Annotated in this window: 18 protein-coding genes; 13 read left to right on the top strand and 5 right to left on the bottom strand. The window is 59.5% G+C overall.

The window, feature by feature from the left end; genetic code table 11:
• Positions 1–2: 2 nt before the first annotated feature.
• From ACR0AO_RS08505 to ACR0AO_RS08515, 3 genes are read left to right on the top strand one after another with little or no spacing between them, the layout of a single operon-like run.
• On the top strand, positions 3–1,196 hold the full coding sequence (locus ACR0AO_RS08505) for a diaminopropionate ammonia-lyase (protein WP_480602430.1): 1,194 nt from the start codon (positions 3–5) through the stop codon (positions 1,194–1,196).
• Entirely contained in the window at positions 1,189–2,355 is a 1,167-nt protein-coding gene (locus tag ACR0AO_RS08510) for a M24 family metallopeptidase (protein WP_480602432.1), read from the top strand. The genes ACR0AO_RS08505 and ACR0AO_RS08510 overlap by 8 nt, the downstream gene beginning before the upstream one ends.
• 15 nt (positions 2,356–2,370) lie before the next feature.
• Positions 2,371–3,159 (top strand): maleate cis-trans isomerase family protein, encoded by a 789-nt coding sequence (locus tag ACR0AO_RS08515; RefSeq protein ID WP_480602434.1) that lies wholly within the window; start codon positions 2,371–2,373, stop codon positions 3,157–3,159.
• Between the two features lie 6 nt (positions 3,160–3,165).
• On the opposite strand, the gene ACR0AO_RS08520 is transcribed toward ACR0AO_RS08515, so the two are convergent.
• The 5 genes from ACR0AO_RS08520 to fliF form a co-directional block, all read right to left on the bottom strand.
• Positions 3,166–4,041: a glucokinase gene (locus tag ACR0AO_RS08520; protein ID WP_480602437.1), complete on the bottom strand. Its 876-nt coding sequence runs from the start codon at positions 4,039–4,041 to the stop codon at positions 3,166–3,168.
• Positions 4,042–4,371: 330 nt separating this feature from the next.
• Positions 4,372–5,112 (bottom strand): flagellar type III secretion system pore protein FliP, encoded by a 741-nt coding sequence (fliP, locus tag ACR0AO_RS08525; RefSeq protein WP_480602439.1) that lies wholly within the window; start codon positions 5,110–5,112, stop codon positions 4,372–4,374.
• Positions 5,109–5,393, bottom strand: a complete 285-nt coding sequence (locus ACR0AO_RS08530; RefSeq protein ID WP_480602441.1) for a FliM/FliN family flagellar motor switch protein — start codon at positions 5,391–5,393, stop codon at positions 5,109–5,111. Before ACR0AO_RS08530 ends, fliP begins: the two co-directional genes overlap by 4 nt.
• Positions 5,390–5,986, bottom strand: a complete 597-nt coding sequence (locus ACR0AO_RS08535; RefSeq protein WP_480602443.1) for a FliH/SctL family protein — start codon at positions 5,984–5,986, stop codon at positions 5,390–5,392. Before ACR0AO_RS08535 ends, ACR0AO_RS08530 begins: the two co-directional genes overlap by 4 nt.
• On the bottom strand, positions 5,986–7,575 hold the full coding sequence (gene fliF, locus ACR0AO_RS08540; RefSeq protein ID WP_480602446.1) for a flagellar basal-body MS-ring/collar protein FliF: 1,590 nt from the start codon (positions 7,573–7,575) through the stop codon (positions 5,986–5,988). The genes ACR0AO_RS08535 and fliF overlap by 1 nt, the downstream gene beginning before the upstream one ends.
• Before the next feature lie 118 nt (positions 7,576–7,693).
• Here fliF and ACR0AO_RS08545 point away from each other — a divergent pair, with 118 nt between their 5' ends.
• The 10 genes from ACR0AO_RS08545 (at position 7,694) to thpR (ending at position 18,723) form a co-directional block, all read left to right on the top strand.
• Positions 7,694–8,188 (top strand): flagellar basal body-associated FliL family protein, encoded by a 495-nt coding sequence (locus tag ACR0AO_RS08545; protein ID WP_480602448.1) that lies wholly within the window; start codon positions 7,694–7,696, stop codon positions 8,186–8,188.
• Positions 8,189–8,197: 9 nt separating this feature from the next.
• Entirely contained in the window at positions 8,198–8,665 is a 468-nt protein-coding gene (locus tag ACR0AO_RS08550) for a hypothetical protein (RefSeq protein WP_480602450.1), read from the top strand.
• Complete coding sequence (locus ACR0AO_RS08555) at positions 8,662–9,249, top strand: MotE family protein (RefSeq protein ID WP_480602454.1); 588 nt, start codon at positions 8,662–8,664, stop codon at positions 9,247–9,249. Before ACR0AO_RS08550 ends, ACR0AO_RS08555 begins: the two co-directional genes overlap by 4 nt.
• Positions 9,250–9,295: 46 nt before the next feature.
• Positions 9,296–10,165 (top strand): flagellar motor stator protein MotA, encoded by an 870-nt coding sequence (gene motA / locus ACR0AO_RS08560; RefSeq protein ID WP_480602457.1) that lies wholly within the window; start codon positions 9,296–9,298, stop codon positions 10,163–10,165.
• Entirely contained in the window at positions 10,162–12,333 is a 2,172-nt protein-coding gene (locus ACR0AO_RS08565) for a hypothetical protein (RefSeq protein WP_480602460.1), read from the top strand. Before motA ends, ACR0AO_RS08565 begins: the two co-directional genes overlap by 4 nt.
• Positions 12,334–12,648: 315 nt before the next feature.
• Positions 12,649–14,751 carry a hydantoinase/oxoprolinase family protein gene (locus ACR0AO_RS08570; protein ID WP_480602463.1) on the top strand — a complete coding sequence of 701 codons (2,103 nt, stop codon included), beginning with the start codon at positions 12,649–12,651 and terminating at the stop codon, positions 14,749–14,751.
• Positions 14,748–16,397 carry a hydantoinase B/oxoprolinase family protein gene (locus ACR0AO_RS08575; RefSeq protein ID WP_480602466.1) on the top strand — a complete coding sequence of 550 codons (1,650 nt, stop codon included), beginning with the start codon at positions 14,748–14,750 and terminating at the stop codon, positions 16,395–16,397. Before ACR0AO_RS08570 ends, ACR0AO_RS08575 begins: the two co-directional genes overlap by 4 nt.
• Positions 16,394–17,461, top strand: coding sequence for a pyridoxal phosphate-dependent aminotransferase (locus ACR0AO_RS08580; protein ID WP_480602468.1), 1,068 nt, complete (start codon positions 16,394–16,396; stop codon positions 17,459–17,461). The genes ACR0AO_RS08575 and ACR0AO_RS08580 overlap by 4 nt, the downstream gene beginning before the upstream one ends.
• Positions 17,458–18,195, top strand: a complete 738-nt coding sequence (locus ACR0AO_RS08585; protein ID WP_480602471.1) for a maleate cis-trans isomerase family protein — start codon at positions 17,458–17,460, stop codon at positions 18,193–18,195. The genes ACR0AO_RS08580 and ACR0AO_RS08585 overlap by 4 nt, the downstream gene beginning before the upstream one ends.
• A gap of 6 nt (positions 18,196–18,201) precedes the next feature.
• Positions 18,202–18,723 carry an RNA 2',3'-cyclic phosphodiesterase gene (thpR, locus tag ACR0AO_RS08590; protein ID WP_480602474.1) on the top strand — a complete coding sequence of 174 codons (522 nt, stop codon included), beginning with the start codon at positions 18,202–18,204 and terminating at the stop codon, positions 18,721–18,723.
• The last annotated feature ends 112 nt before the right edge of the window (positions 18,724–18,835 follow it).

Consider the following 18,835-nt stretch of genomic DNA (forward strand, 5'->3'; position numbering starts at 1 on the left):
CGATGATGCAAGAATTTATATCGGCCAATCTGAAGCATGTCCCTGCGGCTCGCAAATCCGGTGATGCTGCCAAGCGGGTTCTTTCCGAACGGGATTTTGCGCGCGCGGTCCAGGAAATCACGCAATGGAAGGGCTATCAGGCAACGCCTCTGGTCACTCTTGCAGGGCTGGCGGCAGAGATCGGGGTCGCGGCCATCCATTACAAGCACGAAGGGCCGCGGTTCGGATTGGGCAGTTTCAAGGCGCTGGGCGGGTCCTATGCCGCGTTGCGCGTGCTGCAGCGGGAACTGGCCCGGCTGACCGGGGCCGAAGTCGCCCTTGATGATATTCGGAACGGCGAGCACAAGGATGCCTGCGCCGCAATCACTTTGGTTTCGGCCACCGACGGCAATCATGGCCGGTCGCTGGCCTGGGGATGCCAGCGGTTTGGCGCTCCCTGCCGTATCTACATCCATGCCGAAGTAAGTGAGGGCCGGGCGCAGGCGATGCGGGATCTCGGTGCGCAAGTGATCCGGATCGACGGTGACTATGACGCCTCTGTCGATCTGGCCCGGAAAGAGGCGGAAGAAAACGGCTGGTTCGTGGTCTCAGACACGTCCTGGCCGGGATATACTGAACCTCCGCGCGATGTCATGGCCGGATACGGTGTCATGACGCGCGAGATTTGCGAGGCTCTGGAAACGCCTCCGACACATGTGTTTCTGCAAGGCGGCGTTGGTGGTCTCGCGGCCTCTGTGGCAGCAGGCTTGCGGCAATACTGGCGAGAACGCTCGCCCCGCGTTGTCATCGTGGAACCGGAGTTGGCAGCCTGTCTTTTCGAAAGCGCGCGGGCCGGGGTGCCGAAGGCCGTACAGATCGCGGAAGAAACCATCATGGCGGGCCTTTCCTGTGGCGAACCTTCCGAAATGGCATGGGAGATCCTTGCCGAAGAAGCTTCGGATTTCGTCACTATTCCGGACAATATCGTGGCGCCGACGATGCGCCTTTTGGCGCGCCCGCCTTTTGGCGACCTGGCGGTTGAAGCCGGGGAAAGCGCGGTGGCCGGGCTGGCTGCGTTGATCGCCGCCCGGAAAAGCGCGGATATGTCCAGCGCGCTGGGTCTGGACACCAGTTCAACCATTCTGTTGATCGGGTCCGAAGGTGTTACCGATCCGGCAATTTTCGAGACCATCATGACGGAAACCGCCGATGCGTGACCAACCCACGCGCGGGTTCGCCTCTGCGGAATTCGCCATGCGAACAGGCAAGGCGCAGGCGTTGATGGCGAAACAGGGGCTGGCCGGCCTGTTGCTGACGACAGAGCCCGAGGTTCGCTATTTCAGCGGGTTTCATACTCTGTTCTGGCAAAGCCCGACCCGGCCCTGGTTCCTGTTCGTTCCTGCAGAAGGCAAACCGGTCGCAATCATCCCGGAGATTGGCGCGGCCTTGATGCGAACGACATGGATCGAAGACATCCGCACGTGGAGCGCCCCTGCACCCGGGGATGATGGCATCAGCCTGTTGACCGGTCTTTTGGCTCCGCTGGCTCAGGCCGGGGCGGCAATCGGAATGCTGAAGGGGCACGAAACGCATCTTCGCATGCCGCTGGCGGATTTCGAAAGGCTATTGGCCGGCCTGCCGGGGTTGACCGTCGCAGACGCGACAGGTTTGGTTCGCAATTTGCGGATGGTCAAGTCCGAGGCCGAAATCGAAAAACTCCGCCACATCTGCGCATTGGGTTCCGCCACCTTCGCGCGTGTGCCCGAGATCGTTCACGAGGGTATGCCGCTGGATGGTGCCTTTCGGGCCTTCCGGCGCGAGGCGCTGGCGCAAGGTGTCGATGATGTGCCCTATCTGGTCGGTGGGGCCGATCAGGGGGGGTATTTCGACGTGATTTCGCCACCGTCCACCCGGCAATTGCAAGTTGGCGACATCCTCATGTTCGACACCGGCGCGACATGGGACGGGTATTTCTGCGATTTCGACCGGAACTATGCCATCGGCCGCGCCAATGAGCTATCCCGCCGCGCCTATGATGTCTTGTGGCGCGCGACCGAGGCCGGATTGGCAGCGGCCCGGCCCGGTGCGACCTGCCGGAACCTGTTCGATGCCATGCAATCGGTCATTCGCGAAATGGACGACCAGGGCGGCGATGTCGGGCGTTTGGGCCACGGTCTGGGAATGCAACTGACCGAGTGGCCGTCGCACGCGGCCTTTGACCACACCGAGTTGCAGGAGAACATGGTGCTGACGCTGGAACCCTCGCTTGGGTATGGTGATGGACGTATCATGGTGCATGAGGAAAACATCGTAATCCGAGCGTCGGGGCCTGAACTGTTGACGGCCCGCGCCGCGCCGGAACTGCCAATTATTTGAACGAGGTTTCAAAACATGTACGTCCCCGGCACACCCATCAGATCCGCTGCCCGCACACCGGAAATGGATGCGGGGCGGCACTATCGGGTCAGTCTGGGATTCATCCTCATGTCCACCGATCTGGCCTGCGAAGCGGATCTTTTCGCGATGGCTCCCGAAGGTGTGGGCATTCACATCACCCGTCTGAAGACCGAGGATCACACCACCAACGAAACATTGGCCCGCCATATAGATCACATGGCCGAAGCGGCGGCGCGGCTGCAACCGGATGTCCGGCCAAGCGTCGTCAGCTATTGCTGTACCAGCGGATCCATCGTGAACGGCGAAGAGCGGGTGTTCGCGGAAATCCGCAAGGGCGCGCCCTGGGCACAGCCCATGTGCCTGGTTACCGGCGTGGTCGATGCGCTGAAGGCTTTGAATGCAAAACGGATCGTGGTCGGGACGCCCTATCTTGACGAGATCAACACGGTCGAGGCGGATTTCCTTGTCCGAAAGGGGTTCGACCTTTTGGACATACAGGGGCTGAACCTGTCCACTGGTCTGGATTTCGGCAAGGTGACCCCTGCCTATTGGAAAAAGTTTGCCTGCGAGATCGACCAGCCCGAGGCCGATGCGATTTTCCTGTCGTGCAGCGGAATTCGCTCTCTGGATGCCATTGAAGAGATCGAACAGGTCACCGGAAAACCGGTTCTGACCAGCAATCAGGCCCATTTCTGGAGTTGCCTGCGCCGCGCCGGAATTGACGATCGGATCGAAGGCTTCGGGCGTATCTTTGCTTGCGGGGCCGATGCATTGACCCCGTAGGTTTTCTCAGGACGCGTCCGTCAGCGCGCTGCACCCGCGCAGTGCCGCAGCATCGTTGGTGATGACAAAAACGGGTGCGCGCGGGCGCTCCGCAAGTGAATTCGGGCTGTTGAACGTTTCTGTAAAGCGAGTACGGGCATCCGGCAGCAAGACCCCGCGTGCCACACTGCCTGCGAAATAGATGCCCGCCATCGGCATGAAGACCAGCAGTAGATCGCGGGTCAAAAGCCCGAGCAGTTCCGCGTAAAAGTCCGGAAAACTCCGATCCTCCGGGTTTCGACTTGTCCATGCGCTATGCAACCTTGCATGGCCCCGTCCGGAAAAACAGTCTTCCACTGTAGGCAGGGTTTCAAGACTCGGAAGTTCCTGTTTCAACCGGCGGTTGATGGTGGAAGGCAGACTGGTGTGCCCATATTCGGCGGCATGACAGATGACAGTCTCACCGCCGATGAAGGCCAGGCTGACATTGAACCCGGTTCCGATGCCCACAACAAGCGACTGATGCCCTTCGGGAAGGCAAGAGGCCGAAGAGACCGTCGCCACATCATTCGGACCCAAATACGAAATCGCGTGAGCCAGGGCCTTCAGATCGTTCATCAGGTGAACCGGCACGCCTCTGACGCCAGCGCTGATCCTGTCCGCATCGATGATCCAGTCGCGGTTGGTCAGACGGGCTATCCTGCCGATGACGGGGCCTGCGACCGCAAGGACAATGTCCGAAACGTCAGGGTTACGAGTATCCGCGAGATACCGCCGCAAAGCATCCTGAAAATCCCCGAATTCATCGTTTCGGTAGGTTTTGACGCCGGTAGGTGCCTGACCCCTTCCCAAGGTCAGGCCAAAGCGGGCATTCGTACCACCAACATCCGCGACCAGCCGCATCGGATCAATTCAACCTCTCGCCATTTTTGGTGAGGAGATAGGACAATTTGGTCGCGTCAAAAGCAAGGTCCGGAGTCTGCCTTTGCCGGGTGTTGGACCCGTCGCAGAGCCGGGCGGCCTCCGGCGTGGAAAACTATGCGGGTTCAGGTATCACTGTCCCAATGGGAATGGGCATTTCTAAAAGCTCCACTGGCCATGCCACGAGTTCCGCTGACCCGGCAAGAGATTGCCGCGGCGCTGAGAAGAGGGAAACACGGCGCGCGAGTGACCTGTTCGTCGAGGCCAGAAGCCACAATCAGCGCGCCTGACGGACGTGCATATATTCTGTGTTCACGGGGCATAGCTCCGCACCAAGGCCCCGGCGATCAGAGACCATCCATCGGCAATGACAAAAAATGCAAGTTTGAAAGGCAGGGCCACGGTTGCAGGCGGAACCATCATCATCCCCATCGACATCAGGACCGCCGCGACCACCAGATCGATGATCAGGAAAGGCAAAAAGACCAGAAACCCGATCTGAAAGGCCCGCGCGATCTCGGACAGCATAAAGGATGGGATCAGGGCCGAAACCGGCGCTTCCGGAGACAGCGTGACGCCGGCACTTGCGGGCCGAAGCGAAGAGATGGCATGGAATGTGTCCGGATCGACCCGAGCCGCCATGAAAATCTTGAAGGGAACCAGTGCCTTTTCGATTGCTGGTTCCACTTCCAGTTCCTCGTCCATCATGGGACGTATTCCGACGGTCCAGGCTTCGGTGAAAACCGGTTCCATGATGAAATAGGTAAGGAACAAAGCAAGGCTGATGATCAACATGTTCGGGGGTGATTGTTGCAGACCGATACCTTGCCGAAGAATGGCCAAAACGGTGACCAGAAACGGAAAGCAGGTAATCATGATAGCGAGCCCAGGCGCGATGCTCAGGACTGTGATCAACAGGATCAGCTGGATGGTTCTTGCCGACAGAGACCCGCCTTCGCCCAGGGACAACGTGAGATCCTGAGCCAACGCCAGTTGTGGCAACAGGGTGAAACAAAGGGCCAGTGCGGCACAGCGTGCGGCCGTGTTCGTCATCGCAGACCGTTCCGAAACTCGGCGATCTCGGTCAGGCGCACGGCCAGTTGACCGGCGTTTTCGCCATCCATTTCCTCAAGCTGCCCTCGGGCAACGAGCTGGTCACCGACATATAGGTCGACGGGATCTTCAATCCGCTTGTCCAGCGTCAGAACTGCGTTTTCGCCCAAATTCAGCAATTCCCGAATGGCCGGCCGCGCGCGCCCGACCGAGACCGTGATTTCAATTGGGACCGAATCGAAGGGGGTCTGAGTGTCCGCTGTTCTGCTGCCGTCAGTCATGAGTTGGAAACCTCCTTGGCCTGATGAAGAAAGGCGGTGAGCGCCTCGTTTATGGATGTCATGAGAGATGCGAGATCCAATTCCCGCTCGGCCGTGCCGACAGATATCCGAGCCTGTCCGGGCGGCAGCGTGGTGTCTTCGATCACATCGACAGGCATTTGAAGCTGATGATCGAGTACAGGCGAAAGACCAGCACCGGCCCCTTCGGGCACGACAATCTGAATCGGTTGCGCAATTTCCGATTGCGCCATATCCCGAAGCTGCGCGGCGATATGGTGGACGAAACCCTGATCGATGGTTTGCGGCAGCACCTGCGCCATCAGGCTTTGAAACATCGGCTCCAGCGACAAGGCCATCTGGCTGAGCGCCTCGTGATAGGTGAACGAACTATCTTCGAGAACTCTTACCAGTTCTGCGTTCAGATGCGCGCTGCTGTCCGACTGTGCTTTGACCGCATCTTCCCAGCCTGCGCCATAGCCGCGTTCAAAGGCTTCCAGTTTCTGTTCTTCCAAAGCTTCCTCGGGCAGAATATGTATTTCCTTTCCGGCCACCGCGCCCGGTTCGAACTGTTCCAGAAGATGCGCGATCGACATCAGGCGACTTCCTCATTCTCTTCCAGCCAGTTGCGCAGGATCTCGACAGTTTCCTCCTGTTTGTCGCCGATCATCGCGCGCAGACGCTCAACCGCCTCGTCAGGTCTTTGACCGCCGATCACGGCAACGGCTTGATTTTGTTCAGGAGCGCCAGGAAGCGCCGTGGCCGGATCAATGTCGGTTTCTATCTCTCCGGTGAGCACGCGGTTGCCCGCGTTGCGCTCGGGCGGGGTCAGCAACGGGGACGCAGCAACCTGTTTCGAGAATATCGGCCGGACGACAAACAGCCCCACAAACAAAGTGACCACAGCCAGGGTCGCCAGTTGAATCAGTGACATCACGTCGAAATTCAGCCGCTGCCACAGCGTGGATTCAGCCAAGGTGCCGATTGGTTCGACCGCAGGCATGTCCAGCGATTTCAGCGTAATCACATCGCCTCTTTCGGTGTCAAAGCCGACTGCCGAGGCCACCAGCTCTTTCAGGGCGTCAAGTTCCGCCTGCGGCAATGGCTCGAATTTCAGGGCGCCGGATGCATCGGCTGTTTTGGTGCCATTGACCAAGACCGCGACGGTCAGGCGCTTGATCGCGCCGGGCACACGCAGAATTTCCAGCTCAGTCTCTGATACCTCATAGTTCACACGCTCCCGGGACTGGCTCGCCGTCGAATTGGTTTCGTCGCCCTCGGCCCCATCGCCATCAGGAAGGTTCGAAGCGACCGTCACCCCTGCAGATTGATTGCGCGAATTGTCCGAACGCTCCTCGACATCAGTGCTGATGGCGACCCGTCCGTTCGGGTCGAACCGGCGCTCGCGGATCGATTCGGTTTCCGTCACCGTGTCGACACTGACCTCGACCACCGCATTGCCGGTGCCGACGCGTGCCTCGACCAATCTCAGAACCCTTTCGCGAAGCTGCCGTGCGCGATCATCTGATACACTTGTTGCCGATGTGTCCTCCAAAGCTCCGATAATCGTTCCGTCCGCGTCGATTACGGTGACATTGTCCACCGATAGCCCGCTGACCGCAGAGGCCACGAGAAATCTGATGGCCTTGGCCTGCGCAGCGGTGAGCTGAGCGCTGGCGGACATCACGGAAACCGAGGCGGTGGGCTGGATCTCGCGCTGAAAGGGATTGGCCGCGCCGTTGGCGATGTGTACACGGGCCTGGCTGGCATACGGGCTCGCGATGATTGTCCGGGCCAACTCGCCCTCTTTCGCGCGCCAGTAGGCGGCATCGAACATCTGCGATGTCGTTCCAAATCCGCTGAGCGCATCAAGCAACTCGTAGCCCTTGCCGCCGTTAGCTGGCAGGCCTTCGCTGGCCAGGGTCATGCGCAATTCGTCTCGTCGTGCGTCGGGAACATAAATTGATCCCCCGCGGACCTCATAGGGTATGTTGCGCTGATCCAGCGCGCGAACAACTTCGCCCGCCGTGGCGTTTTCCAGCCCCGCATACAGCAGAACCATCGACGGCGCGCTGGCGATTCGGGTCATGGTGAGGATGGCAAGGAACATGGCAACCACCGCGCCGGCGACCGTAATTTTCTGTCCTTTATTCAAACCTGCCCAGACAGTTCTTACCTGCTGCACGTTCACCTCCGTCTTGCCGACCTTCTGTGCGGCATGCGTACTGTTTGGACGATCGGCCTTAACAATCGGTTAGTCCCTCAATGGTTATGAGTCGGACAGGCCGACCAAGAGGACCGTCATGACCGACGCAACTGCCGAACAGATCGAAGCACCCAAACCCAAACGAAAGTCGGGCATCATACTGGCTGGAATCCTTGCGATCGCAGGGGCTGCCGCCGGGTACTACCTGACGGCTTCGGGTATTTTGAATGGCGGCCACGGAACGGCGGGGAAACATGGCGCGGCTGCTGAGGCGACGCCGTCGGCCTTGCCTGCGGTCGGTTACGTCGATCTGCATCCTTTCGTCATTTCGGTCGAGGCGGGCAGCAATGGCAGGCACCTTCGCTTTCATGCCCAGCTGGAAGTGGATGAGGCCTATCTGGCGGAAGTGGAAAAGCTCCGCCCGCGCATTCTCGACCTGCTCAACGGTTACCTGCGTGCAGTCGAGATATCTGATCTGCAGGACCCGCTCGCCCTGACGCGGCTGCGCGGTCACATGCTGCGCCGCATCAATATCGTTGTGGGTGACGGACGGGTTCGCGACGTCCTGATCATGGAATTCGTTTTGAGCTAGGAGACTGATTTGGAACTAATCGCCGATATCTTGCTGGTCGCGGGCGCGTTGGGCGCGGGGCTGTATTGTTTCATCCTTGGCCACCGCCTGAAGCGTTTCAACGACCTTGAAAAAGGCGTGGGAGGGGCGGTCGCCGTGCTGTCCACTCAGGTTGATGAACTGAACAAATCACTGGTGTCCGCGCGCTCGGTGTCGGATCAATCCAACCTGTCGCTGCAAGATCTCGCAGGCAGGGCCGAGGCTGTGGCAAACAGGCTGGAACTGATCATGGCATCGATGCACGACGTCGCTTCGGACAGCGAGGTGCAGGCATCGGATGTTTCGAAAAGCAGGGATGAAAACGACCCGCATGACGCGTCCGCCCCGGCGGAGCCCGAAAACCGGAGTGCAGCCCCGACCGGAGAAACAGACGAGCCGACGCCGGCCGGGCTCATGTTCTTTCGCCACGGGCGCACGATGGGGGGGGCGGCGCCATGACCGCCGGAAAACCGGGTAACGGTCGCGGGGGTACATTGCTCCTGATCTCTGTCCTGATGATCGGCTCCGCAATCATTCGGTTTGCAGTGGAAGCAGGCCCTGCGCTGGCACGGGAAATGTCGGAACAGCCGAAAAACCTCGAAATGCAGCCAGACCGGGGGCCCGAGCCAAGCGACGAGAAATTGAGGCGCCTGCTAGGGGAATTTTCAACGCGCGAGGCCGAGCTTGAGCGGCGCGAACGCGCCCATCAGGATCGGATGAAGGTTCTGGAAGTCGCCGACAAAGCAATTGAAAGACGGTTGGCGGAGTTGACCGAGGCGGAAGAAGCACTCAGGGCGACGCTGATATTGGTCGAAACCGCGTCCGAAAGCGATCTGGCCCGGCTGACGGACGTCTACGAAAACATGAAGCCGAAAGAGGCCGCCGCGCTTTTCGAAGAGATGGACCCGACCTTTGCTGCCGGATTTCTGGCCCGGATGGCACCGGAAAATGCGGCCGGTGTGATGGCCGGGCTCAGCCCACAAGCGGCCTATACGATCAGCGTGGTGCTGGCGGGGCGAAACGCGTCAGTGCCGAAAGAATAGCTGCAATGACAACAATGACGGCCAACAATTTCAGGGGAGATCGGACGTGATAGGGATCATCGGAATCGTTCTAATTTTCTCGATGGTTTTTGGCGGCTATCTGGCCGCCGGAGGCAAGATGACCATCATTCTGAAATCGCTGCCTTTCGAGTTGATGATGATCGGCGGCGCAGCCGTAGGAGCATTCCTGATCAGCAACGACATGGGCGGTATCAAGCATACGGTCAAGGACATCGGAAAGGTTTTCAAGGGACCGAAATGGAAGCCGCAGGACTATCGCGATCTCTTGTGCCTGTTGTTTTCCCTGATCCGAATCGCCCGCAGCAGCGCCGTGGAGATGGAGCAGCATATCGAAGATCCTCAAAACTCCTCATTGTTCTCAAGCTTTCCGAAAATTCAGGCCGACCGCGAGGCCGTGGACCTGATCTGTGACACGATGCGCTCGGCGGCGATGAACTATGACGATCCACATCAGGTAGAGGAAGTACTGGAAAAGCGGATGGAGGCCAATTTTCATCACGCCATGCACTCCAGCCATGCCCTGCAAACGGTCGCGGACGGCCTTCCGGCACTGGGTATCGTCGCGGCTGTGCTCGGAGTCATCAAGACGATGGGATCTATTGATCAGCCACCGGAAATACTGGGCAAGCTCATTGGCGGTGCACTGGTGGGTACGTTTTTGGGCGTGTTTCTGGCCTATGGGCTGGTGGGACCATTCGCAGGAAAGCTGAAGTCGGTCGTCGAAGAGGACAACCATTTTTACCAGTTGATCAAGGAAGTGCTGGTGGCAAATCTGCACAATCACAACGCCGCCATGTGCATCGAAGTCGGACGTCAGAACACGCCGACTCACAACCGGCCCGGCTTCTCCGATTTGGAGGACGCGCTCAAGGAACTCAAGAAATCGGCAGCATGATGCGGGGACTCGTTGCGCTCATAGCCTTGGCCTTGCTTGCCACCGATGCGACGTCGGAACCGGTCATCGTGAAGTCCGGCGAACATGGCGCGTATACCAGATTGGTAGCGACAGTACCGGCCGGAACGGATTGGCGTCTGGATCAGTATGGTCATGTGGCCACATTGACCGTTGAGCTTGGTGATGTTGATTTTGATCTTAGCGGTGTGTTCAGTCGGATTTCCCGCGAGCGCCTGGCGGAGCTGAAGCAGGATGATCCGGGCGCGCCGTTGCAGCTGGAATTGGCGTGCGACTGTGTCGTGAGGTCGTTCCTGCATGCAGGGACAATGATCGTGATGGATATAGCACCCGGGGAAGTTCCTCGGAACGCGGCAGTCTCGCTGCCGCAAGGGCCACCGGTGTTGGCCGGGGCGATTGACGAGGATGAGCGAAACACAGGCGCGCCGCCGCTATTGCCGCTGGTGCCGGCGGAAAACGAATTGAAGCACTTGTTCGTCGGATTGGAGACGGAGGTGATGTCAAGACTCATACGGGGGGCGGATCAGCAGGTTCTCGACCTCAACCTCGCCCGGATTGGTCCGCGAAACACTATACGGGCGAATATCGAACAAAACCTTCCCTGGGAAACTGAGCTGGCCAATATCGTGGTTTCCACGGCGCTGGATCGGGAACCGGATGTGAACTCGACAGACGGGAGGTCGATTGGCCAACTCCGAAATTGCTTTGGCGACAACGATTTCGGGTTTGAGACGTGGAACGACGGGTCACTGTTTTCCAACCAAATCGCATCTTCAAGGGTGCTGCTGTTTTCCGAGTTTGATCGCGTGAATTCCGATCAGGTGCTGAAACTCGCTCGTGCGTACGCCTACTTTGGGTTCGGGGCAGAGGCGGTGCACGTATTGAACCTGGCCGGGGCGGATGAGCCGGATCATCGGTTCATCCGCGCGGTGGCCTCGGTGACCGAAGGGCTGCCCCTGCCAACGCCACATCCGTTTTCATACCAACAAGGATGTGACACGAGTCTGTCGCTGTGGGGGCTTTTGGCCGACGGGTATTTGGCGGATGACGCCAATCTCTCCGCAATCGAGCTGGCATTTGCCCGGCTGCCGCCGCACTTGCGGAGCCTGTTTTCGGATGATCTGGTCGCAACCCTCACGAAGGCGGGCCGGCTGGAAGCCGCCCGGCGGGTATTGAGGTTGATGGAGGGTTCAGGCAAGGAAGAGGATGGGCAGCTGGCTTTGGCCAAAGCCGGACTGGCGCGGGCAGCGGGGGCTGCGGACAGCCAAGATGCCCTGCTGACAACGGCCGTCGAGTCCAAGCGCCAGATTGATGCCGCTCCGGTCGCTCTGATCGAGCTGATTGAAAAACGCTGGGCTGAAGGCGCTGCGGTGACCGAGCATGAAGTCGAACTGGCGGCCTCGTTCGCGCTGCAATACCGCCGTTCAGAACTTGGTCACAGGCTGGTGCTGGCACACATTGTGGCGCTGGCCTTGAGCAATCAGTTCAATCAGTCCTTTGCGGCGCTGTCAGAGGCGGACTGGGCTCGGAACGCACCGGAGGTTGCGCGGGCATTTGAGCAAGTTGCAGCCATGCTGGTCGAGCGTGGGGACGATATCGCATTTCTGCGTCACGTATTTGGATTTTCTGCCGAACAGATCACCATGTTGTCCGATCAGACGGTTTCAGATACCGCCGAGAGATTGACGGAGCTTGGGTTTGCCAACGCGGCCGCCCCGTTTGCCGGGCAACTGGGGCAACGGCGCGATCCCACCCGATATTCCATGACTCTGGCGCGCGTGTCCCAGGGAACTGGGCAGCCACACAGATCTTTGTGGCAGCTGGACGGAGAGGAAAGCGACGCGGCGCAGCAGTTGAGGGTCCGAGCCTATTCGGACACCGGAGACATCGATCGGGCGGTCGAAATCCTGAAGCAGCTTGGTGATGCCGAAACGGCGGCCCGCCTGCTTTGGCTGTCTGAAAACTGGAAACAGGCGCAGGAAATGGATGCCGGGAAATACTCCGGTTTGGCCGGGATGGCCATTGGAATGGAGAATACGGTGCAGCCGGCTGACGGCCCCCCATTGGCAAGCGCCAAAAGTCTGTTGGCTGCAAGCCAACAAACGCGCGCGGAAATTTCTGGCATGTTGGCCGCATTGGAAAACAACTAAAGCACTTCGCGAAAAACTTGAAATATCGGTTATCACTCAACGTGTTGAAACTTCGAATTCAGTCACGGTTGAGTGATATAGGTATTTCGCAAAGTGCTATAGTGCCTTGAGCGGTTGAGAGACCCGAAAGGAAAGTCGCTAACGAAATAAACTGTCGCCTTTGGAACAGATATTGTCTGTCGTCAGTGCAACTGCTTTGTCATGATCGGGACCATTCCAAAACCAATGCACCGCAGGGCAACCGGTGCGGATCTTGTTGCGATATAGGCGGGCTATCCACCCGCTTATTTCGACGCGCAATGACTGGAATGACCAATGTCAAAAGAATCTGTGCTACGACTCGCCGTGGACATCGGTGGAACCTTCACCGATACGGTATTGGTTCAGGGAACTGATCAAATCCTTGCATCAACAAAAACGCTGACGACTCACATCAACCCGGCCGAGGGGGCGATGGAAGGTGTAAGACGGGTATTGTCGCTTTCCGGGCGACGATCCGACGACGTTACAGGGTTCATACACGGGACCACTCTGGCGACAAATGCCCTGATCGAAAAACGCGGTGCGAAGGTGGTGACCGTTACCACCCAAGGGTTCCGGGATATTCTGGAGATCGCCTATGAACGGCGATACGCGCAATATGACATCAATCTGGAAAAACCCGATCTTCTGGTGCCGCGTGAACGCGCGTTGACGGTTCAGGAACGCATATCTGCGGACGGAAGCGTCCTGGTTCCGCTGGGGGCGGAAGCGATAGAGGATCTGGCTCATGAAATCGAGGCGTCAGGGGCCGAAGCAGCTGCAATCTGCCTTTTGCATGCCTATGCAAACCCGGCCCACGAACGGCGGTTGCGTGATGCTTTGGCACGCAGGCTTCCGGGTCTGGCCGTGTCCTTATCAAGCGATGTCAGCCCCGAAGCCCGGGAATTTGACCGGCTCTGCACCACGGTTGCCAACGCATATATTCTGCCTCTGATGGAGACTTATCTGACAGAGTTTGCCAAAAGCTTTGCGGCGGAGGGCGTTACCTGTCCGATCCTGATGATGACCGCGGGCGGTGGCATGTGCTCGCTCGACAGTGCCAAAAAGTTTCCAATCCGTCTGGTGGAATCCGGCCCTGCCGGTGGCGCCATTCTTGCCGCCAGGATCGCCGCTCAGACAGGTTTGGACAGGGTCGTGTCGTTCGACATGGGGGGCACGACGGCCAAACTGTGCCTGATCGACGATGCCCGTCCCCAGACCGCCCGGCAATTCGAAATCGCACGGGCGGCCCGGTTCGTCAAAGGCTCGGGGATGCCGGTGCGTATTCCGGTGATCGAGATGATAGAAATCGGTGCTGGCGGCGGCTCGATTGCGGCGGTTGATCGTTTGGGCCGTCTGATGGTCGGGCCGAAAAGCGCAGGGTCCGAGCCGGGCCCCGTCGCTTTCGGCCGCGGTGGAACCGAACCGACCGTTACCGATAGCGACATTGTTTTGGGCTATATCCAGCCGGACAGTTTTGCTGAGGGACGATTGCACATCGACACCAATGCCGCCAGCGAAGCGCTGGCCCATCACATCGGACGAAAACTTGCGATCGATTCGGCGCAATCAGCGGACGGCGTCATCCGGATCGTCGATGACAACATGGCGAGCGCGGGTCGAATGCACGCGGTGGAATCGGGTAAGGATCTGGGCGAACGGACGATGATTGCCTTTGGTGGCAACGGGCCGTTGCACGCCACGCGCGTCGCCCGCGCCGCAGGTGTAAATCGCATCGTCATCCCCTCCAGTCCCGGAGTTGGGTCAGCTGTGGGTTTCCTGTACGCGCCGGTTGGTTTCGAAGTCATTCGCAGCCGTTATTGCCTGTTGGACCGGATGGATATTCCGGCCGTCAATTCGGTTTTTTCCGAGATGATCGCGGAAGCTCAGACAGTAGTCGCCCAGGGGGCCGGGGGTTCGGCGACCCAAACCCGGCGCAGCGCGTTTATGCGCTATCACGGTCAGGGGCATGAGATCGAAATTCTCTTGCCGGACCGGCCACTGGACACCGTTGATATCGAGCCGTTGCGCGCGGCCTTTGAAGAGGCATACCGCCAGCAATTCTCGCGCCCGGTTCCGGGGATGGAAATCGAAATTCTGAACTGGTCGGTGCGTGTTGCGACGCCCGATCTCGCGGCGCCACAAATCCCGGAGAACGGCGAGGTCAATACGATCGTCTCTCGGGACGTCCGACCCATCTATTGTGATGTCAGTGGCCGTCTTACCCAAGCCGGAGTTCACCCGCGTGCCACGCTAAAGCCAGGCGACCGGATTTGCGGTCCCGCGCTGATTTCGGAACCGCAGACGACAACGCTCGTCTCGGCGGATTTCATCGCACAGGTCGATGTGATCGGTAACCTCGTGCTGACCAGGCAAGAAAAAGGAGCGGCCCGATGACCGGTTTTTCCCCCGCCCGTCTGCAAGTGATGTGGAACCGTCTTCTGGCCGTTGTCGAAGAACAGGGTCAAACGCTGATCCGTGCCGCGTTTTCCCCGATTGTGCGGGAATGCGGCGACATTTCCGCCGGAATATTCGATGTCCAGGGCCGAATGCTGGCCCAGGCCGTTACCGGCACGCCGGGCCATATCAATACCATGGCCGAGGCGGTGATGCACCTGCGAGAGCGGTTTCCGGTTCAGAATATGAAACCGGGCGACATCTATATGACCAACGATCCCTGGTTGGCCTCGGGGCATCTGAACGACTTCCTGCTGATGATGCCGGCATATTTCAATGGTAGGGTCGTGGGGTTTACCGCCTGCACCTCGCACCTGGTCGACCTGGGTGGGCTGGGAATGGGGCCGGAAGGATCCGACATCTTTGACGAGGGGTTGCTCATCCCGCCGTGCAAACTGGTCGATCAGGGGGAACTGAACGCTTTGCTGATGGACATTGTTCGCGCCAATTCGCGTGAACCCATCGCCAACGAAGGCGACATCTATGCCCTGATCGCGTGCTGCGAAGCAGGGGTGAAACGCCTTTCGGGCATGATGGAAGAGTTCGGCCTGGACGACCTTGACGTGCTGGGAAACCATATCATCGACACTTCCCGGCGCGGCACATTGGACGCCATCGCCGAAGTTCCGCCGGGTGTCTATCACAACAAGCTGCGTATGGACGGATATGAAGAAGAAGTTGAGCTTCATGCCACGCTCACTGTGTCCGAAACCGGCATGCACGTGGATTTTGCCGGTACCTCGCGCTGTTCCAAAAAGGGGATCAACGTCCCGCTCAATTATGCCACGGCCTATACGGTATTTGCGCTTCGTTGCATTGTGGGTCCCGATATTCCCAACAATGCAGGCTCGCTCGAACCCTTTACCGTGGATGGACCACCGGGCTGCATCCTGAATGCGCAGCGCCCGGTGCCGGTGGCAATGCGCCATACATTGGGACAGGTGACACCCGATCTGGTGCTGGGGTGCCTGCATCAGGCGCTGCCGGACAAGGTTCCGGCCGAGGGTGCCTCGTGCATGTTCGATCTGCCCATGCGTCACGCGCCCGAAGTGGCCGCCAATGGCGGGCGCGAATTCGCGATCGAACCGGTGCACAATGGTGGCACCGGGGCACGGCCCCACGCCGATGGGCTTTCGGCAACCGCCTATCCGTCCGGTGTCTTTGGCAGCCAGGTCGAAATCACCGAAAGCGTCGCTCCCGTGACAATCTGGAAACGTGAACTGCGCCCGAATTCCGGCGGGCCGGGAAAGTATCGCGGCGGGCTGGGCCAGCGGATCGAAATGAGTTCGGCCAACGACGCACCTTTTGTGGTGTTCCTGTCCGTCGAGCGACTGAAATTTCCCGCGCTTGGCCGCATGGGAGGCCTGCCCGGTGCGCCCGGACGTATCCGTATCGACGGCCGCGATGGTGATATTCCCGGCAAGGGAGAATTGCGCGTCGAGCCTGGTGACCGCCTGATATTCGACACGCCCGGCGGTGGCGGATTTGGTCCACCATCTGAACGCGATCCAAGAGCCCTGGCACTGGATCTGGAACGTGGTCTTGTCACCGAAGAGGATGCGAAGCGATATGGAGGCGAAGCATGATCGTGCCGATGCCCCATATTGCCGACATGGCGCCGTACGCGCTGGCCGATCTGGGCGGGCCTGGCACAGTGTCGATGGCGCAGAACGAAAGTGCCTTTCCGGCCAGCCTCGCCGCCATTGCCGCCGGGCAAAATGCGCTGGTAAACAGCCCGCTTTATCCCGACCCGGACTGGACGGACCTGCGTCGTGCAATTGCCGAAACGCATGGCCTTGACCCCCAGCGCATTTTGTGTGGCGCGGGTTCGATGGAGTTGATTGGCTGCGTGATCCATGCCTATGCCGGACCAGGGCAGGCCATTTTGGGCACTCAGTTTGGCTATGCTTTCGTGGCCACGGCAGCCCGACAAGCCCGTGCCGAATACATCGCGGCGTGTGAGTTGGCGATGACGGTTTCGGTCGATGAAATTCTGACCGCCTATCACCCCGGAATCCGCATTGTTTTTCTGTGCAACCCTGGAAATCCGACCGGCACGCTGATCCCGAATTCGGAAATCCTGCGTTTGCGCCACGCGCTGCCCGAGGAAACCCTCTTGATCGTCGATCAGGCCTATGCCGAGTTTTCCGATGCTCAGCAGTCGCCAGCCGAAGTTTTTTCGTTGACGGATCTTGGCAACACCGTGATTCTGCGCACCTTCTCCAAGGCTTACGGGCTTGCCGGGGCGCGGGTCGGGTGGGGGTATTTTCCCGCCGAAATCGCCGGACAGGTTCGAAAGTTGTTGAACCCGAACAATATCTCTATCGCTTCACAAGCTACTGCAGCCGCCGCGATGCGGGATCAAGCGCATATCCGCAGTGTTGTTGCTGACACTGCTGCACTGCGCGACAGGTTTTCCGCCGATATGCGCGGGTTGGGTCTGAATGTTCCGCAGTCTCACACCAATTTCGTGCTCTTGCAGTTTGCAAGCGCCAAAATCGCGCAGCGCGCGGATGAGGCCCTGCGCGCAAGCGGCCTGTTGATGCGCGGCATGGGTGGTTATGGCTTGCCGGAGTGCCTGCGCGCCACGGTCTGCGCGCCGGAAATCATGGGCCGTGCGCGGAATGTCTTGCAGGGGGTGTTGAAATGACCGCCCCTCGTACCCTGGCCAGGATTGGCGTTCTGGTGCCATTCACCAATGTCAATCTGGAACCCGATCTGGAATTGATGCGCCCGCCGGGCACCACGCTGCATTTTCAGCGTCTCGGCGGCTATGACGTGGACGAGGTTCCGGACGCTGAACAGATGGCGGGGCTGGGTGCCTCGGATATCGGGAATGATCTGCGGATGATCTCGGGCGTGCGACCTCAGGTGGTTCTCTATGGCTGCACCTCGGCGACGCTGACGCATGGCCCGGCTTTCGACGCGGATCTGGCCGCCCGGATAAAGGCGGGCTCGGGCGCGATTTCGTTGACTGCTGCCGGATCACTGGTGGAGGCGCTGGGTGCGCTGGGCGTCAGACAGGTGGGATTTTCATCGCCCTATGTCGGAGAGATCAATGATCAGGCGGTGGAGTTTTTGGCGCAAAACGGGTTCGAAACCGTGGCCCGCGCCGATATCGGACGCGAATTGGGCAACTACGGCCAGGGTGAACTGACCCCGGACGAAGTGTTCGATCTTGCCTGTCGAGCCGACCATCCAAAGGCGCAAGCGATTGTGCTGAGTTGCACCGACATGCGTTCGGTCGAGGCCATCGAGCGTATCGAGGCAGTGCTGGGCAAACCGGTGGTGACCTCGAATCAGGCATTGATGTTCTGCCTGATGCGCCATTTGGGCCTGCCTCGTCATGACCGGTTGCCGGGACGCCTGTTCGACGGTCTATAATCCGGGATGCGCAGCTTTGTTGCCCTTGCCCTGACCGATGAGGCCGTTCAAGCCTTGGTGCGGTTGCAAAAGCGTCTTGGAACGGGGCGGCCCGTGCCGCCGGAAAACCTGCACCTGACACTTGCCTTTCTGGACGACCAGACCGATGAAACCCTTGAGGCGCTGCACCAGGAATTGCTGCGCATTCACGCGGCCCCGTTTTCCGTAACCTTGTCGGGTTTGGGTCAGTTCGGCCGGGCCGTTCATCTGGCGGTCCCCGACAATCCCCATCTGAGCGTATTGCATGACAAGGTGCGGGCGGCGGCGCGCCGCGCCGGTTTCACGCTGCCCCGTCGGCGTTTCCGACCGCATGTCACGATCCTGCGCATGAAGCCGGGCTTTCAACTGCCTCCTCAGTCTCGGGATCTGGCCGGTTTCGAGTATCCGGATATGGCTGCGACACGGTTCTCGCTCTACACGTCCATTCTGCATCCCAAAGGCGCACGCCATGAGTGCCTGGCCGAATATCCCCTCGCGCCGGAAGGCTGACGGATTGCCAAGGCGCCCCTTCGGGACGCATTGCAGCGTACAGCCTCAAGGCAACCTTGGCTCACGATGACCGGCGTGTGCTTTTCAAGCGGCCTCACCCCTGATCCCGGGC

The sequence above is a fragment of the Ruegeria sp. AF8 genome, assembly GCF_056541825.1.

Coding starts and splice junctions, on each gene's coding strand:
- ACR0AO_RS08505 (WP_480602430.1), top strand. CDS start 3: ATGATGCAAGAATTTATATCGGCCAATCTGAAGCATGTCCCTGCGGCT.
- ACR0AO_RS08510 (WP_480602432.1), top strand. CDS start 1,189: ATGCGTGACCAACCCACGCGCGGGTTCGCCTCTGCGGAATTCGCCATG.
- ACR0AO_RS08515 (WP_480602434.1), top strand. CDS start 2,371: ATGTACGTCCCCGGCACACCCATCAGATCCGCTGCCCGCACACCGGAA.
- ACR0AO_RS08520 (WP_480602437.1), bottom strand. CDS start 4,041: ATGCGGCTGGTCGCGGATGTTGGTGGTACGAATGCCCGCTTTGGCCTG.
- fliP (WP_480602439.1), bottom strand. CDS start 5,112: ATGACGAACACGGCCGCACGCTGTGCCGCACTGGCCCTTTGTTTCACC.
- ACR0AO_RS08530 (WP_480602441.1), bottom strand. CDS start 5,393: ATGACTGACGGCAGCAGAACAGCGGACACTCAGACCCCCTTCGATTCG.
- ACR0AO_RS08535 (WP_480602443.1), bottom strand. CDS start 5,986: ATGTCGATCGCGCATCTTCTGGAACAGTTCGAACCGGGCGCGGTGGCC.
- ACR0AO_RS08545 (WP_480602448.1), top strand. CDS start 7,694: ATGACCGACGCAACTGCCGAACAGATCGAAGCACCCAAACCCAAACGA.
- ACR0AO_RS08555 (WP_480602454.1), top strand. CDS start 8,662: ATGACCGCCGGAAAACCGGGTAACGGTCGCGGGGGTACATTGCTCCTG.
- ACR0AO_RS08565 (WP_480602460.1), top strand. CDS start 10,162: ATGATGCGGGGACTCGTTGCGCTCATAGCCTTGGCCTTGCTTGCCACC.
- ACR0AO_RS08570 (WP_480602463.1), top strand. CDS start 12,649: ATGTCAAAAGAATCTGTGCTACGACTCGCCGTGGACATCGGTGGAACC.
- ACR0AO_RS08575 (WP_480602466.1), top strand. CDS start 14,748: ATGACCGGTTTTTCCCCCGCCCGTCTGCAAGTGATGTGGAACCGTCTT.
- ACR0AO_RS08580 (WP_480602468.1), top strand. CDS start 16,394: ATGATCGTGCCGATGCCCCATATTGCCGACATGGCGCCGTACGCGCTG.
- ACR0AO_RS08585 (WP_480602471.1), top strand. CDS start 17,458: ATGACCGCCCCTCGTACCCTGGCCAGGATTGGCGTTCTGGTGCCATTC.
- thpR (WP_480602474.1), top strand. CDS start 18,202: ATGCGCAGCTTTGTTGCCCTTGCCCTGACCGATGAGGCCGTTCAAGCC.